Source organism: Clavibacter sp. A6099, assembly GCF_021919125.1.
GTDB classification, from domain to species: Bacteria; Actinomycetota; Actinomycetes; order Actinomycetales; family Microbacteriaceae; genus Clavibacter; species Clavibacter seminis.
This window is the reverse complement of the sequence record NZ_CP083439.1, coordinates 1,723,582-1,738,754: the sequence shown is the minus strand read 5'-3', so window position 1 is coordinate 1,738,754 and position 15,173 is coordinate 1,723,582. Positions and strand designations below refer to the sequence as shown.

At 72.5% G+C, this 15,173-nt stretch carries 12 protein-coding genes and 1 pseudogene; 2 read left to right on the top strand and 11 right to left on the bottom strand.

Annotated elements, in window-relative coordinates:
* Positions 1-64 precede the first annotated feature (64 nt).
* From KYT88_RS08215 to KYT88_RS08190, 6 genes are all read right to left on the bottom strand, one after another.
* Complete coding sequence (locus KYT88_RS08215; protein WP_043586951.1) at positions 65-1,720, bottom strand: ABC transporter substrate-binding protein; 1,656 nt, start codon at positions 1,718-1,720, stop codon at positions 65-67.
* 200 nt (positions 1,721-1,920) lie between these two features.
* Complete coding sequence (gene dnaG, locus KYT88_RS08210) at positions 1,921-3,813, bottom strand: DNA primase (RefSeq protein WP_043586954.1); 1,893 nt, start codon at positions 3,811-3,813, stop codon at positions 1,921-1,923.
* A gap of 61 nt (positions 3,814-3,874) precedes the next feature.
* The gene (locus tag KYT88_RS08205; protein WP_043586956.1) at positions 3,875-5,149 is read right to left on the bottom strand and encodes a deoxyguanosinetriphosphate triphosphohydrolase; all 1,275 of its coding nucleotides are present in this window, start codon (positions 5,147-5,149) and stop codon (positions 3,875-3,877) included.
* Complete coding sequence (gene dusB, locus KYT88_RS08200; RefSeq protein ID WP_043586958.1) at positions 5,139-6,371, bottom strand: tRNA dihydrouridine synthase DusB; 1,233 nt, start codon at positions 6,369-6,371, stop codon at positions 5,139-5,141. Before dusB ends, KYT88_RS08205 begins: the two co-directional genes overlap by 11 nt.
* A gap of 92 nt (positions 6,372-6,463) precedes the next feature.
* Positions 6,464-6,670, bottom strand: a complete 207-nt coding sequence (locus KYT88_RS08195; protein WP_043586960.1) for a hypothetical protein — start codon at positions 6,668-6,670, stop codon at positions 6,464-6,466.
* On the bottom strand, positions 6,667-7,392 hold the full coding sequence (locus KYT88_RS08190) for a DsbA family oxidoreductase (protein WP_043586962.1): 726 nt from the start codon (positions 7,390-7,392) through the stop codon (positions 6,667-6,669). Before KYT88_RS08190 ends, KYT88_RS08195 begins: the two co-directional genes overlap by 4 nt.
* Before the next feature lie 51 nt (positions 7,393-7,443).
* Here KYT88_RS08190 and KYT88_RS08185 point away from each other — a divergent pair, with 51 nt between their 5' ends.
* On the top strand, positions 7,444-7,977 hold the full coding sequence (locus KYT88_RS08185) for an aminoacyl-tRNA deacylase (protein ID WP_043586964.1): 534 nt from the start codon (positions 7,444-7,446) through the stop codon (positions 7,975-7,977).
* A 51-nt stretch (positions 7,978-8,028) separates the two neighbouring features.
* On the opposite strand, the gene KYT88_RS08180 is transcribed toward KYT88_RS08185, so the two are convergent.
* The 4 genes and pseudogenes from KYT88_RS08180 to recO form a co-directional block, all read right to left on the bottom strand.
* Positions 8,029-9,414: a glycine--tRNA ligase gene (locus KYT88_RS08180; protein WP_043586965.1), complete on the bottom strand. Its 1,386-nt coding sequence runs from the start codon at positions 9,412-9,414 to the stop codon at positions 8,029-8,031.
* 110 nt (positions 9,415-9,524) lie between these two features.
* Positions 9,525-10,634, bottom strand: coding sequence for a Gfo/Idh/MocA family protein (locus KYT88_RS08175; protein WP_051629377.1), 1,110 nt, complete (start codon positions 10,632-10,634; stop codon positions 9,525-9,527).
* Positions 10,635-10,643: 9 nt separating this feature from the next.
* The gene (locus tag KYT88_RS08170) at positions 10,644-11,510 is read right to left on the bottom strand and encodes an isoprenyl transferase (protein ID WP_043586967.1); all 867 of its coding nucleotides are present in this window, start codon (positions 11,508-11,510) and stop codon (positions 10,644-10,646) included.
* Positions 11,511-11,722: 212 nt separating this feature from the next.
* Positions 11,723-12,436, bottom strand: a pseudogene (recO, locus tag KYT88_RS08165) (DNA repair protein RecO); the annotation flags it as partial.
* A gap of 117 nt (positions 12,437-12,553) precedes the next feature.
* Between recO and KYT88_RS08160 the strand changes: the two are divergent.
* Positions 12,554-13,231, top strand: coding sequence for a trimeric intracellular cation channel family protein (locus tag KYT88_RS08160; RefSeq protein WP_043586970.1), 678 nt, complete (start codon positions 12,554-12,556; stop codon positions 13,229-13,231).
* A 100-nt stretch (positions 13,232-13,331) separates the two neighbouring features.
* Here the strand turns inward: KYT88_RS08160 and leuA are convergent, their stop codons facing one another.
* Positions 13,332-15,098, bottom strand: a complete 1,767-nt coding sequence (gene leuA, locus KYT88_RS08155) for a 2-isopropylmalate synthase (protein WP_043586972.1) — start codon at positions 15,096-15,098, stop codon at positions 13,332-13,334.
* Between the last annotated feature and the right edge of the window lie 75 nt (positions 15,099-15,173).

The window sequence follows — 15,173 nt, the reverse complement described above, 5'->3', positions numbered from 1 at the left end:
CCGCCGCAGCGGGACGCCCCATCCGTGGAGGTCGTCAGTCTAGGAGACGCCCTCCGCAGGGCTGCTAGCCCTTGGTGATCGGCGCGTAGCGGAACTTGAAGGAGGCGTCGAGCGTCACGCCCTTCACGTCCTTGCCGGCCACCGCGACCTGCGAGCCCTGGAGCAGGGGCAGGGTCGGCAGGTCGGCGGCGACCTCGTCCTGGATCTGGCCGATGATCTCGGCGCGCTTCGTGGAGTCGGCCTCCGACAGCTGCTGCGTGATGAGGTCCGTCACGGCGGGGTTGTCGTAGTGGTTCTTCACGAAGGACTGCGGGGAGAAGAACGGCGTCAGGTAGTTGTCCGCGTCCGAGTAGTCGGGGAACCAGCCGAGCTGGTACGCCGGGTACTCGTCGTTGACGCGGGCCTTGCTGTACTGGTCCCAGATCGTGGACTGCAGGTTGACCTGGAACAGGCCGGTCGCCTCGAGCTGCTGCTTGATGAGCGCGTACTCGTCGTCCGAGCCGGCGCCGTAGTGGTCCGGGTTGAACTGGAGCTGCAGGGCGACGGGCGTCTGGACGCCCGCGTCGGAGAGGACCTTCGCGGCCTTGTCCGCGTCCGGCCCGCCGTTACCGTCGCCGTACATGCCCTTCAGCGCCTCGTTGGCGCCGGAGAGGCCGTCGGCCACGTAGGAGTACAGCGGCGTGTATGTGCCGTTGTAGACCTGGGTCGACAGCTCGTCGCGGTCGACGAGGTCGGCGGCCGCCTGGCGCACGGCGAGGGCCTTGGCCTCGTCGGCCTCGCCGGTGGTCTTCCCGAAGGGCTGCGTGTTCAGGTTGAACGTGATGTAGCGGATCTCGCCGCCGGGTCCCTCGACGACCTGGACGGAGTCGTCCTTCTTGAGGTCAGCGATGTCGGTCGCGCCGAGCGAGCGGCCCGCGACGTCGATCTCGCCGTTCTGCACGGCGAGCTTCATCGTGGTCTCGTCCGCGTAGTAGCGCGCGGTCACGCCGCCGTTGGCGGCCTTCGGCAGGACGCCCTGGTAGTCGGCGTTCGGCGCGTAGGCGACGAGCTGGTTGAGCTGGAAGTCGGTGATGACGTACTGGCCCGCGAAGGCGTTCGCCGCGACGATGGCGGCCGGGTCGGCGAGCGCGTCGGCCGGGAAGACCTCCTCGTCGACGATGGGGCCGGCGGGGCTGGAGAGCACCTGCTCGAAGGTCTGGTCGTTGGCGGTCTTCAGCGTGAAGACGACGGTGGTGTCGTCCGGCGCCGCGACGGACTCGACGTTCGCGAGCAGCGACGACGGGCCGTTGCCGTTGTCGGCGCCGTTCGCCGCGATGGTCGCGATGCGGTCGAACGTGAACTTGACGTCGCTCGCGGTGAGGGCGTGGCCGTTCGCGAACTTCAGGTCGGGCTTCAGCTTCACGGTGAAGTCGTTCGGCGAGGTGTATTCGCCGGAGACGGCGAGGTCGGGCTCGACGTCGGGGCTGCCGTAGGGGCTGTTGAACAGGAACGGGTAGACCTGGTTCTGCACCGCGAACGAGCCGTTGTCGTAGGAGCCGGCCGGGTCGAGCGAGAGGACCTTGTCGGTCGTGCCGACGACGATGGATCCGCCGCCTGAGGCGCCGTCCTCGGCGAGCGGGTCGCCGGATCCGCCGGAGCAGCCGGCGAGGACGAGGGCCGCGGCGGAGAATCCGGCCGTGGCGAGCAGGACGCGTGAGCGCCGGGGGAATGCGGACGTCATGTTCCGAGTGCCTCTTTCATGAAGGGGATCGCGCCCGCGCATCGGGAAGACACGGACGCTGTGCTGTGAATGATTTCTAACACACGGGAAACAGCAGCCCGGACCCGGGGGACGCGCGGGGACGCTTCTTCACACGAATGAAACATGGGCCGTGCGCGTCTCCCGCATGCCCGACGTGCCTTTCACGGAGGGATCCCCCGCTATTCGCGGAGCGCGCGGCGCTCGGCCTCGACCTGCATGAGCTCGCGCTGGATCTCCTGGTAGCGCTCGCGCTCGTGCGTCGCGTCCGTGCGCTGCAGCCGCCCGATGAGGTCGGCCTTGCGGCGCAGCAGGTCGCGGCCGACGAGCTCGGCCGTCACGCCCTTCACGTAGACCGCGAGCTTGTCGGCGTCGCCGCGGTTGGGCAGCGGCGCGACGCCGAGCTGCTTCACGAGCGTCGCGAACGACTCGGGCACCTCGAGGGCCACGCGCGAGAGCCAGTCGGCGCCGCCGAGCGCGTCCATGCTCCCGATGACGCCGTCGCGGACGACCGCGAGGCTCTCGTTGACGAACGTGACCTGCGCGGCGCGCATGACGAGGTCGTTCCCGACGAGCTCGGGGTGCTGCAGCATCGCCATGAGGGCGTCGCGCTCCAGGCGCGTGGCGAGGTCCGTCGGCAGGTCCATGAGCGACATGGAGCGGGACGCGTCTCCTGTGCCGTCGTCGTCCGGGCCGTGCCCGCCCTGCGCGTGCCGACCCTGCGGCGAGCCGCCGGAGCGGTCGGCGCCGTCGGCGGGCATGCTGCGGCCGGCGGTCTGGACGGCGCGGCCCACCTCGGTGAGGTCCATGCCGAGCCACCCGGCGAGCTCGCGGGCGTACCCCGGGCGGAGCGACGGGTCGCGGATGTCGGCGACCACGGGAGCCGCGGCACGGAGGGCGGCGACGCGGCCCTCGACGGTGTCGAGGTCGTGGTCGGCGAGGATCTGTTTGATCGCGAATTCGAACATGGGCTTCTTGCCCTGGATCATGCGACGCACGGCGTCGTCGCCGCGCGTGAGGCGCAGGTCGCAGGGATCCAGCCCCTCGGGGCCGACCGCGACGTAGGTCTGCGCGGCGAACCGGCGCTCCTCGGAGAACGCGCGCATGGCGGCCTTCTGCCCGGCCGCGTCGGGGTCGAAGGTGAAGACGACCTCGCCGAGCCCGCTGTCGTCGCCGAGCACGCGGCGGAGCACCTTGATGTGGTCGACGCCGAACGAGGTGCCGCACGTGGCGACCGCCGTCGTGATCCCCGCGAGGTGGCAGGCCATCACGTCGGTGTAGCCCTCGACCACGACGACCTGGCGGCCGCGGCTCACGTCGCGCTTGGCGAGGTCGAGCCCGTAGAGCACCGAGCTCTTGTGGTAGACGGGCGTCTCGGGGGTGTTGAGGTACTTCGGGCCCTTGTCGTCCTCGCGCAGGCGGCGCGCGCCGAAGCCGACCGTGGCGCCGGTCAGGTCGCGGATGGGCCACACCAGCCGGCCGCGGAACCGGTCGTAGGCGCCGCGGTCGCCCTGGCTGAGGAGGCCCGCGGTCACGAGCTCGGCCTCCGTGTAGCCCTTGGCCTTGAGGTGCGAGGACAGCGCGTCCCAGCTCTGCGGGGCGAAGCCGACGCCGAAGCGCTGCGCCGCGCCCTGGTCGAAGCCGCGCTCCCCGAGGAAGGTGCGGCCGATCTCCGCCTCCTCGGATCCCAGCTGCTCGACGAAGAACTCCGCGGCCGCCTCGTTCGCGCCGAGGAGCCGCGAGCGGTTGCCCTGGTCGGTGGCGGCCTGGCCGTCCTCGTAGTGCAGCTGGTAGCCGATCCGCTGGGCCATGCGCTCGACGGCCTCGGCGAACGTCACGTGGTCCATCCGCTGCAGGAACGTGTAGACGTCGCCGCCCTCGCCGCAGCCGAAGCAGTGGTAGAAGCCGACCTGGGGCCGCACGTGGAAGCTCGGCGTGCGCTCGTCGTGGAACGGGCAGAGGCCCTTGAGGGATCCGACGCCGGCGGACTTGAGTGTGACGTACTCTCCCACCACGTCGCCCAGGTTGACCCGGGAGCGGACCTCGTCGATGTCGCTCTTGCGGATCAGTGCCATCGGCTCATCCTACGTCCGGGGTCCCCGGCTGATCCCGGCCGGATGCCGCGCCCCGCGGGCATCAGAAGACGGGCCGCGCGCACAGGCGCTCGTACCAGGCGATGGCCGACTGGTCGGTGAGGCTGGCGACCTGGTCGACGATGACGCGCTTGCGCGCGCCGTCGTCCGCTGCCTCGTGCCAGTCGCCCGCGAAGCCGGGGTCGAGCTCGTCGGCGCCGCGCGCGTGCAGCGCGTCGGCGAGGCCCGCGAGCACCTCGCGCTGGCGGGCGTAGATGGGCTGGCGCGTGTTCTTCGACATGACGAACGCCGCGACGATGCCCTTGAGCACGGCGATCTCCGCCTGGATGGCGCGCGGCACCACGACGTGCGCGCCGAAGCGGATGAGGCTGCGGTCGGTGTGGGTGGCCCGCGTGAGCTGCGTCGCGGCGCCCGCGAACCGGCCGATGAGCTGGCTCGTGAGGTCCTTCAGCGCCGCCTGCGCGCCGCGGCCGCCGTCGTACTCGTCCACCCACACGTCGAGGGAGTCGAGCCGGTCGAAGGCCTGGATGAGCTCCTCGTGCGAGTGCGCGCCGCCGATCCACGCGACCATCGAGTCGACGAGCTCCTCGTGGTCGACCCGGGCGCCGAGCGCGCGCACGTCGACGTAGCCGCCGACGATGGCGTCCTCGAAGTCGTGCACGGAGTAGGCGATGTCGTCGCTGAGGTCCATGACCTCGGCCTCGATGCAGCGGCGGCCCGTGGGCGCGCCCTCGCGCAGCCACTCGAACGCCGCCACGTCGTCGTCGTAGAAGCCGAACTTGCCGCGGCCGGACGGGTCGGGCACCGACTGCGAGCTCGGCCACGGGTACTTGCAGCTCGCGTCGAGGCTGGCGCGCGTGAGGTTGAGGCCGTACGGGCGCCCCTCCGGCCCGATGACCTTGGGCTCGAGCCGCGTGAGCAGCCGCAGCGTCTGCGCGTTGCCCTCGAAGCCGCCGACGTCGGACGCCCAGTCGTTGAGCGCCCGCTCGCCGTTGTGGCCGAAGGGCGGGTGGCCGATGTCGTGCGCGAGGCACGCGGTGTCGACCACGTCGGGATCCAGGTCGAGGCTGGAGGCGAGCTCCCGCCCCACCTGCGCCACCTCGAGGGAGTGCGTGAGGCGGTTGCGGGCGAAGTCGAGGCCGGCCATGGGGCTCAGCACCTGCGTCTTGGCGGCCAGGCGGCGGAGCGCGCTGGAGTGCAGGAGCCGGGCGCGGTCGCGAGCGAAGTCGCTCCGGCGCGATGAGTGCTGCTCCGGGTACCAGCGCTCCGCGTCGGTCTCGCTGTACGTGGACCTCGTCGTCGTGCTCTCAACCGCCACTGTTGTGGATCTCCCCGTCCGCGATCTCCATCGCATCCCGCGCGTCGATGTCGCGGCTCTCGAGCCAGCGGTCCGGCAGCGCCGTGCGCTTCATGCTGCCCTGGCGGCCACGCGCGCCCTCGGCCCCGGCGCCCGGGTAGGGCTGGTCGCGGTCGAGCGTGGCGAGCAGGCCGTCGATCTCCTCCAGCGAGGACGCCGACGCGAGCGCGGCCCGCAGGTCGCCGCCGACGGGGTAGCCCTTGAAGTACCAGGCGACGTGCTTGCGCGCGTCCCGGCAGCCGCGCTCCTCGCTCTCGAAGAACTCGGCGAGGAGCTCGACGTGGCGGCGGAACGTGTCGGCGACCTGGCCCTGCGTCGGGTGCGCGCGGGGCGTGTCGGCGGGATCGAGGCCGGCGGCGCGCGCGTGGAACGCGGCGGCCAGGTCGCCGAAGAGCCAGGGGCGGCCGAGGCAGCCGCGGCCGACGACGACGCCGTCGGCGCCCGTCTCGTCCATCATCCGGATGGCGTCCTCCGCGGCCCAGATGTCGCCGTTGCCGAGCACGGGCACGCTCTCGATGGCCTGCTTGAGCTTCGCGATCGCCGACCAGTCGGCGTGCCCGCTGTAGTAGTCGGCGGCGGTGCGCGCGTGCAGCGCGATGGAGGCGACGCCCGCGCCCTCGGCTGCGCGCCCGGCCTCGAGGTAGGTGAGGTGGTCGGCGTCGATGCCCTTGCGCATCTTGACCGTGAGGGGGATGTCGCCCGCGGCCTTCACGGCGCCCTCGACGATGTCGGTGAAGAGCCCGAGCTTCCACGGGAGGGCCGCTCCGCCGCCCTTGCGCGTGACCTTGGCGACCGGGCAGCCGAAGTTGAGGTCGATGTGGTCGGCGCGGTCCTCCGCGACGAGCATGGTGACGGCCTCGCGCACGGTCTTCGGATCCACCCCGTAGAGCTGGATGGAGCGCACCTTCTCCGACGGGTGGTGCGTGATGAGCCGCATGGACTCGGGCGTGCGCTCGACGAGCGCGCGGCTCGTGATCATCTCGCTGACGTAGAGGCCGGCGCCGAACTCGCGGCACAGCCGTCGGAACGCGGTGTTGGTGATGCCCGCCATGGGCGCGAGCACGACGGGGACGTCGAGCGGGATGCCGCCGATGCGGAGGGCGGGCTCGGCGGCGGGCGCGCTCGCGGGAGCGCCGGGCGCGTCGGCCGCGGAGGGGACGGGGACGAGGGTCGGAGAGGACATGACGGCTCGATTCTCCCAGACGGGACGGCGGGCGGCGGACGCGGGGCGGGATCCCCGCGAGGAGCAGGCGGCGGGCGCCTGGGGAGGGCGGGTCAGATGGCCCGGCCGGCGTCTATGGCGTCGCGGACGCGCGCGAGGTCGGCGGCCGGGGAGGCGTCGGCGGACGCGTCGGGCGCGGCGGCGGTCGCCCCGGGCACGAGGCACGCGTCGCCCTCGCAGGCGGCGGCGTCCGCGGATCCGAGCATCGCCAGCAGGGGCGTCGCGACGGGCACCGCCCCCGTGGCGGGAGCCGCGCTCATCGGGTCGCCTCCTCGCCCGCGACGACGCGGACCGTGTCGCCGTCGCGTGCCGCCAGCGCCTCGCCCAGGGCGGACGCGAACACCGTCGGGTCCTGCGCGCCGGAGATGCCGAAGCGCTCGTCGATGACGAAGAAGGGCACGCCCTGGATCCCGTACGCCACGGCCTGCGCCTGGTCGGCGCGGACGTCGTCGAGGTGGCGGTGCGTCTCAAGGGCCTCGCGCACCTCGTCGGCGTCGAGGCCGACCTCGACCGCGAGGTCGACGAGGTCGGGAACGCGTCCCACGTGCCGGCCCTCGGTGAAGTACGCCTTCAGCAACCGCTCGACCATCTCGAGTTGCACGCCGCGCTCGCGAGCCAGGTGCAGCAGCTCGTGCGCGAGGACCGTGTTGGTGTGCTGCAGCGCGTCGTAGTCGTAGGCGAGGCCCTCGGCGGCGGCGAGCCGGGTCATGTCCTCGAGCATCGTGGCGACGCGGTCGGCAGGGATGCCCTTGTGGCCCGCGAGGAAGTCGACCTCGGTGCCCTGGAAGTCGACCGGGGTGTCGGGTGCGAGCTCGAAGGAGCGGTAGGTGATCGCGATCTCCGGTGCACCGGGCGTCCGCGACTGGAAGGCGCGAGCGCCGGCCTCGAAGCGGCGCTTGCCGACGTAGCACCACGGGCAGGCGATGTCCGACCAGACGTCGACGCGGATGGCGGGCAGGGCGGGGGCGGAGGAGTCGGTCACGGGTGGGCAACCGGTCGGGAAGCCCGGGCATTCCCCCGGTGTTGCCCGAGCATGGCCGACAGCACCCCGTCCCCCGTCCCGCCCGCATCCGACGCCGCCGCTCCGCGCGGACGCGACCGCGTGCTCGCCCACGCCGCCCGCCTCGGAATGGACGTCCAGGTCGTCGACCGCCCGGACGCGGGATCCCTCGAGGAGGCGGCCCGCGGACTCGGCATCGCGCCGTCCCACCTCGTGAAGTCGCTCGTGGTGAAGCGCCACGACGGCGGGCTGCTCATCGCGCTCGTGCCGGGCGACCGGCAGATCAGCTGGCCGAAGCTGCGCGCGCTCGTCGGCGTCAACAAGCTCTCGATGCCGTCCCCCGAGGTGGCGCTCGAGGCCACGGGCTACGAGCGCGGCAGCATCACGCCCCTCGGCGCGGACGGGGAGCTGCCCGTCTACGCGGACGAGCGCGTCGCCGGCCGGCGGATCGGCATGGGCGGCGGCGAGCACGGCGTCTCGGCGCTCGTCGACGCCGACGCGCTGGTCGCCGCGCTCGGCGCGACCGTCGGCGACATCACGGACGAGCTGACGATCCGCCGCCCCTGACCCGCGCGAGGCGGGCGAGGGACGGCGGATCGGCCGTGCGGGTGGAGCGGATCAGGCCCCGATGAGCTGCCCCGCGAGGTACCCCATGAGGTCGTCGAGCGGGATGCGCTCCTGCGCCATGGTGTCGCGCTCGCGCACGGTGACGGCGCGGTCGTCGAGGGTGTCGAAGTCGACCGTGACGCAGAACGGCGTGCCGATCTCGTCCTGGCGGCGGTAGCGGCGGCCGATCGCGCCCGCGTCGTCGAACTCGATGTTCCAGACCTTGCGCAGCTCCGCGGCGAGCTCGCGCGCGACCGGCGACAGCTTCTCGTTGCGCGACAGCGGCAGCACGGCGACCTTGACGGGCGCGAGCCGGCGGTCGAGGCGGAGGACCGTGCGCTTGTCCACGCCGCCCTTCGCGTTGGGGGCCTCGTCCTCGTGGTACGCGTCGACCAGGAACGCCATCATCGACCGGGTGAGGCCGGCCGCGGGCTCGATGACGTACGGGATCCAGCGCTCGTTCTTGGTCTGGTCGAAGTAGGAGAGGTCCTGGCCGGACGCCTCGGAGTGCGTGCGCAGGTCGTAGTCGGTGCGGTTCGCGATGCCCTCGAGCTCGCCCCACGCGCCGCCGGCGAAGCCGAAGCGGTACTCGATGTCGACCGTGCGGGTGGAGTAGTGCGAGAGCTTCTCCTGCGGGTGCTCGAAGAGGCGGAGGTTCTCGGGGTCGATGCCGAGGTCGGTGTACCAGGCGTAGCGGGCGTCGATCCAGTACTGGTGCCACTCGGCGTCGGTGCCGGGCTCGACGAAGAACTCCATCTCCATCTGCTCGAACTCGCGCGTGCGGAAGATCCAGTTCTGCGGCGTGATCTCGTTGCGGAAGCTCTTGCCGATCTGGCCGATGCCGAACGGCGGCTTCTGGCGCGCGGCGCTCAGGACGTTCGCGAAGTTGACGAAGATGCCCTGCGCGGTCTCGGGGCGGAGGTAGTGCATGCCCTCCTGGTTGTCGACGGGGCCGAGGAAGGTCTTCAGGAGGCCCGAGAAGTTCTGCGGCTCGGTCCAGGATCCGGGCTGGCCGGTGTCCGGGTCCTTGATGTCGGCGAGGCCGTTGACCGGCGGGTGGCCGTGCTTCGCCTCGTACGCCTCGAGGAGGTGGTCGGCGCGGTAGCGCTTGTGCGTGTGCAGCGACTCGACGAGCGGGTCGCTGAAGACCTCGACGTGGCCGGACGCCTCCCACACGCGGCGGGGCAGGATCACCGAGGAGTCGAGGCCCACGACGTCGTCGCGGCCGTTGACCATGGTCTGCCACCACTGGCGCTTGATGTTCTCCTTCAGCGCCACGCCGAGCGGCCCGTAGTCCCACGCGGAGCGGGAGCCGCCGTAGATCTCACCCGCCTGGAAGACGAACCCGCGCCGCTTGGCGAGGTTGATGACCGGGTCGAGACGCGAGGGGGTTGCCACGTTTGCTCCTAGGTGGGGCCGGACTGGGTGCCCGGTCGGCGGACGGCGACCGGCCGGCGGATGCCGGCGTCGCCGGGAAAGGCGGCCCCCAGTCTACGGGCGCTCCGCGCTCAGTCCTCGTCGCCCGCGGTCCGCCGGTGCGCGAGCTCGACGATGCGGACGGTCTCGAGGGAGTCGCGCGGCTCCACCGGCACGGGCCCGCGTCCGCGGACGGCGTCGGCCATCGCGGCGTAGTAGTCCGCGTAGCGGCCGCGCTCGGTGGGGATCCGCTCCCCCGCCGGGTCGCCCGCCGCCTCGACGAGCGTCCCCCACTCGGCCTCGGGCGCCTCGCCGAAGCCGGGGTCGGTGGGCGCCGCGCCGTCCTTGAGGAGCGGTTCCTGCGGGTCCAGTCCGTGCACGGCGTACGCGCCCGCGGTGCCGAGCACGCGGAAGCGGGGGCCGGCCAGGGCGGCGACGCGGCTGACGGTGATGTGCGACTGCACGCCCGACTCGTGCAGCAGCGAGTAGAAGGCGTCGTCGTCGCTCGCGGATCCGTCGCGCACGGTGGCGAGCTCGGCCGCGAAGTCGGCGACGGGGCCGAACAGCTCGAGCGCCTGGTCGATGAGGTGGCTGCCGAGGTCGTAGGAGATGCCCGCGGCGTCGGCCGGCGTCTCGCGGTCCTGCCAGCGATCGCGGACGGGTCCGCCCCAGCGCTCGAAGGTCGACTCGAAGCGGTGGACCTCGCCGAGGCGGCCCGACGCGATGAGCGCCTTCACGGTGAGGAAGTCGCCGTCGAGGCGCCGGTTCTGGAAGACCGAGAACGGGACGCCGAGCGCCTCGGCGCGCTCGATGAGCATGAGCGCCTCGTCGACGGTCGCGACGAACGGCTTGTCCATCACGACGGCGAGGTGCGCGTCGAGCGCCTGGAGGCCCTGGCGGAGGTGCGCGGACGCGGGCGACGCGATGACCACCAGGTCGAGCTCGGCGGAGCGCGCGAAGAGCTCGTCGGCGGACGCGACGACGTCGGCGCCCGGGTGGCGCTCCCGGACCTGCGCGGCGCGGTCGTCGTCGGAGGTGGAGACGAGGGCGATGCGGTACTCGGGGCTCGCCTGCAGGAACGGCGCGTGGAACACCCGGCCGGCGAGGCCGTAGCCGACGATCCCCACGCGGATGGGCGCGTCGCCGCCCTCGGAGGCGGCGGTGGAGGCGGACGGGCGGGGCGCGGTCTCGGGTGTGCTCACGTCCCGATGCTACTGAGCGGCGGTGTCGCGGTCGCCCTCGACCTCGGCGTCCGGATCCTCGGCGGACCCCTCGTCCCCGTCGCCCGCGTGCGCGTCGACCGCGCCGCCGAACCGCCGGTCGCGGTGCACGTAGCTCTCCACCGCGTCCCACAGGTCCTTGCGGCGGAAGTCGGGCCACAGCCGGTCGAGGAACACCATCTCCGCGTACGCCGACTGCCAGAGCAGGAAGTTGCTCGTGCGCTGCTCCCCGGAGCTGCGGATGAAGAGGTCGACGTCGGGCACGTCCGGCAGGTAGAGGTAGCGCTGGATCGTGCGCTCGTCGACGCGCGACGCCTTGAGCCTGCCCGCGTCCACGTCCTCGGCGATCCGCTTCACGGCGTCGCCGATCTCCGTGCGCCCGCCGTAGTTGATGCACATCGTGAGCGTCATGCCGGTGTTGTCCTTGGTCATCTCCTCGGCGACCTGCAGGTCGTCGATGACGCTGCGCCAGAGGCGGGGGCGGCGGCCGGCCCAGCGGATCCGGACGTTCCAGGCGTTCAGCTGATCGCGGCGGCGGTGGATCACGTCGCGGTTGAAGCCCATGAGGAAGCGCACCTCGGCGGGCGAGCGCTTCCAGTTCTCGGTCGAGAACGCGTAGACGGACAGGTGCGTGGCGCCCAGCTGCACGGCGCCGGCGACGGTGTCGAACCAGGCCTCCTCGCCCGCCTGGTGGCCGGCGGTGCGGGGCAGGCCGCGCTGGTTGGCCCAGCGGCCGTTGCCGTCCATGACGACGGCGATGTGCTTCGGCACGAGGTCGGCGGGGATCGCGGGCGGCCGCTCGCCGGTCCAGTCGAGCGGCAGGTCGGTGCGGCCGGGGACCTCGGGGCGTCGGCTCATCTGGTCGTCTCCTGTGCTCGGGGGCGGTCGGCGGGGGTGGCGTTCAGGGCGTCGGGCTCGGGATCCGCGTCGCGCGGCGTCGAGCGGACGACGGACGCGGTCGCGGCGGCGAGGGCCGCGGCGGGATCCGGGTCGGCGCCGTCGAGGTCGGGCGCGTCGAGCGGCACGGGCTGCTCGGTGGGCGGCAGGAGCTGGCGGGCGTCGCTGCGGTCGACGAGCCCGAGCGAGCGGATCCCCCGGTCGAGGTGCCACTGCGCGTAGGCCGCGACCACGCCGCTCGCACGCGCCTGCGATCGCAGCGTCGCGGCCTCGGCGTGCGGCCAGTCTCCCGTGAGGAGGGCGGAGAGGAGCGCGAGCGTGTCGGGGTCGAGCCGCGGGGATCCGGGCGGGGCGGCGGCGTCCGCGACCACGCCGCCGAGCTGCACGACGAACGCCGAGTGCGGCCCGGGCGCGCCCGTCACCGCGCAGTCCTGGAAGCTCGGCGCCCAGCCCGCCATCGACAGGCTGCGCAGCAGGTACGAGTCCAGCGTGAGGCTCGCGCCGTGCTCGCGGCGGCTGAGCGACCGGAGCGCGCCGACGAGGAGCAGGTACTGCTGGAGCGAGCCCTCGTCCTCGGTGACGCGGTCGGCCGTCTCGACCATCGCGCTGGCGGCGGTGTAGCTGCCGTAGTCGGCCGCGATGAGGGCGCCGTAGGAGGCGATCGACTCGGCCTGCGTGATGATGTCGAGCGTCCTGCCCTCGAAGAACTGGGCGTCGGCGACCATGAACGGCTCCAGCCGCGCGCCGAACTTCGACTGCGTGCGGCGCACGCCCTTCGCCACCGCGCGGATCTTGCCGTGCTGGCGCGAGAGCATCGTGACGATCCGGTCCGCCTCGCCCAGCTTGTGGGTGCGCAGGACGACGATCTCGTCACGGTAGAGGGGCACCCCTCGATTATCCGCCTCGTGACCGCGCTCCCCCGCCGTCGCCGCGCGGACGGGCCCGGGCCGCCTGGCGTCACGCGTCCGGGCGGGGCACCCGCGCTGTGCTATCAAGGGGAGGCCATGGATCCCGTCCCCCTCACCATCCCGCTGTGGGCCGACCTCCTGGCGGTCAGCATCGGCAGCCTCCAGGGCGCCATGTTCGCGGCGGGCTTCCGCGACCGTCGCCTCGACCTGCTCGGCGTCGCCATCATCGGCACGGCCACCGGGCTCGGCGGCGGGCTCCTCCGCGACGTGTTCCTCAACGTCACGCCCGCCGCGCTCTCCAGCAACTGGCTCATGCTCATCGCGGTCGCCGCGGCCCTCGGCGGCATGCTGCTCGAGCGGATCTTCACGCGCCTCGACGCGGTCATCACCGCCCTCGACGCGCTCACCATCGGCCTGTTCTGCGCCATCGGCACGTCGAAGGCGCTGGCAGCGGGGGTCCCGGAGGTGCCGGCGGTCTTCATCGGCGTCGTCTCGGCCGTCGGCGGCTCGTTCGTGCGCGACCTGCTGCTCAACCTGCCCATCGCGATGATGCACGTGGGCTCGCTCTACGCGGTCGCCGCGGGCGTGGGCGCGGTCATCGTCGTCCTGCTCGCGGCGTTCGGCGTGCCCATGTGGGTCGCGGCCATCGTCTGCGTGGCCGTCACGGCCACGACGCGGCTCCTCGCGGTGCGCTTCGGCTGGAGCCTCCCGGAGCAGCGGGCGCTCAGCCGGCTGCGGTTCACGGCGCTGCGCCGACCGCGACCGCGGCGCTGATCCTGCGGGCGGGCGGGCGGGCGCGCGCATCCGCCGCCGCGCACGACGACGGCCGGGCGTCGCCGCCCGGCCGTCGTGATCGCGCGTCACGCGGGAGGGATCAGACCGCGGCCAGCTCCGGCTCGCGCACCGTGCGGCGGATCGCCCGGTTGACGGCGGAGACGATGGCCTCGAGCGACGCCGTCGAGCTGTCCTCGTCGATGCCGACGCCCCAGAGGCGCACGCCCTCGACCTCGAGCTCCACGTAGGACGCGGCCAGCGCGTCGCCGCTCGCGCTGAGCGCGTGCTCCACGTAGTCGAGGAGGCGCACGTCGACGCCCTGGTCGGCGAGCACCTTCAGGAACGCGGCGATCGGCCCGTTGCCGGACGCGGACGCCTCGCGCACCCGGTCGCCGTCGCGGAGCTCGACCTCCAGCGACACGGATCCGCCCATGTCGCTCGACGTGCGGGTGGACGTGAGCTCGAACCGGCCCCACTTCTCCTCCACGCGGTCGAGCGGCGCGGGCAGGTACTCGTCCTGGAAGATCGACCAGATCTGCGCGCTCGTGACCTCGCCGCCCTCGGCGTCGGTCTTGGCCTGCACGACGCCGGAGAACTCGATCTGCAGGCGACGAGGCAGGTCGAGCGAGTGGTCGGCCTTCAGCAGGTAGGCGACGCCGCCCTTGCCCGACTGCGAGTTGACGCGGATGACGGCCTCGTAGGAGCGGCCGAGGTCCTGCGGGTCCACCGGCAGGTACGGCACGGCCCACGGGATCTCGTCCACGGTGACGCCCTGCGCTGCCGCGTCGACGGCCATGGCCTCGAAGCCCTTCTTGATGGCATCCTGGTGCGATCCGCTGAACGCCGTGTAGACGAGGTCGCCCGCCCATGGGCTCCGCTCGGGCACGGCCAGCTGGTTGCAGTGCTCGGCGGTGCGCTTGATCCCGTCGAGGTCGCTGAAGTCGATCTGCGGGTCGATGCCCTGCGTGAACAGGTTGATGCCGAGGGCGACCAGGTCGACGTTGCCGGTGCGCTCCCCGTTGCCGAAGAGGCAGCCCTCGATGCGGTCGGCGCCGGCCAGGTACCCGAGCTCGGCGGCGGCCACGGCCGTGCCGCGGTCGTTGTGCGGGTGCAGCGACACCAGGACCTCGTCGCGGCGGTCGAGGTGGCGGCACATCCACTCGATGGAGTCGGCGTAGACGTTCGGCGTCGCCATCTCGACGGTCGCGGGCAGGTTGAGGATGACCTTGCGCTCGGGGGTCGGGTCGAAGACCTCGACGACGCGGTTGCAGATCTCCGCGGCGAACTCGAGCTCGGTGCCCGTGTAGCTCTCGGGCGAGTACTCGTAGTAGACGTCCACGTCGGGGATCGTCTCCTCGTACCGCTTGCAGAGGCGCGCGCCCTCGAGCGCGATGTCGATGATGCCCTGCTTGTCGGTGCGGAACACGACCTCGCGCTGGAGCACGCTCGTCGAGTTGTAGAGGTGCACGATCGCCTGCTTCGCGCCGCGGATCGACTCGTAGGTGCGGGCGATGAGGTGCTCCCGGGCCTGGGTGAGGACCTGGATCGTCACGTCGTCCGGGATCGCGCCCTCCTCGATGAGGCTGCGCACGAAGTCGAAGTCCGTCTGGCTGGCGGACGGGAAGCCGACCTCGATCTCCTTGTAGCCCATGCGCACCAGCAGGTCGAACATGATGCGCTTGCGCTCGGGGCTCATCGGGTCGATGAGCGCCTGGTTGCCGTCGCGCAGGTCGACCGCGCACCAGCGCGGAGCCTGGGTGATCCGGCGGGCGGGCCAGGTGCGGTCCGGCAGGTCGACGGCGATCTGCTCGTGGAACGGGCGGTACTTGTGGATGGGCATCCCGCTGGGGGTCTGCGTGCTCTTCATGGTCGTCTCCTCGTCGATGTCGGGTCAGCCGTGACGGGACTCCGCGACGAGGAGGGCCGGATCAGGCCTCGCCGC

Excerpts from the sequence above, each read along its gene's own strand:
- KYT88_RS08215 (WP_043586951.1), bottom strand. The coding sequence starts at position 1,720 with ATGACGTCCGCATTCCCCCGGCGCTCACGCGTCCTGCTCGCCACGGCC.
- dnaG (WP_043586954.1), bottom strand. The coding sequence starts at position 3,813 with ATGGCACTGATCCGCAAGAGCGACATCGACGAGGTCCGCTCCCGGGTC.
- dusB (WP_043586958.1), bottom strand. The coding sequence starts at position 6,371 with ATGTCCTCTCCGACCCTCGTCCCCGTCCCCTCCGCGGCCGACGCGCCC.
- KYT88_RS08195 (WP_043586960.1), bottom strand. The coding sequence starts at position 6,670 with ATGAGCGCGGCTCCCGCCACGGGGGCGGTGCCCGTCGCGACGCCCCTG.
- KYT88_RS08185 (WP_043586964.1), top strand. The coding sequence starts at position 7,444 with ATGGCCGACAGCACCCCGTCCCCCGTCCCGCCCGCATCCGACGCCGCC.
- KYT88_RS08170 (WP_043586967.1), bottom strand. The coding sequence starts at position 11,510 with ATGAGCCGACGCCCCGAGGTCCCCGGCCGCACCGACCTGCCGCTCGAC.
- KYT88_RS08160 (WP_043586970.1), top strand. The coding sequence starts at position 12,554 with ATGGATCCCGTCCCCCTCACCATCCCGCTGTGGGCCGACCTCCTGGCG.
- leuA (WP_043586972.1), bottom strand. The coding sequence starts at position 15,098 with ATGAAGAGCACGCAGACCCCCAGCGGGATGCCCATCCACAAGTACCGC.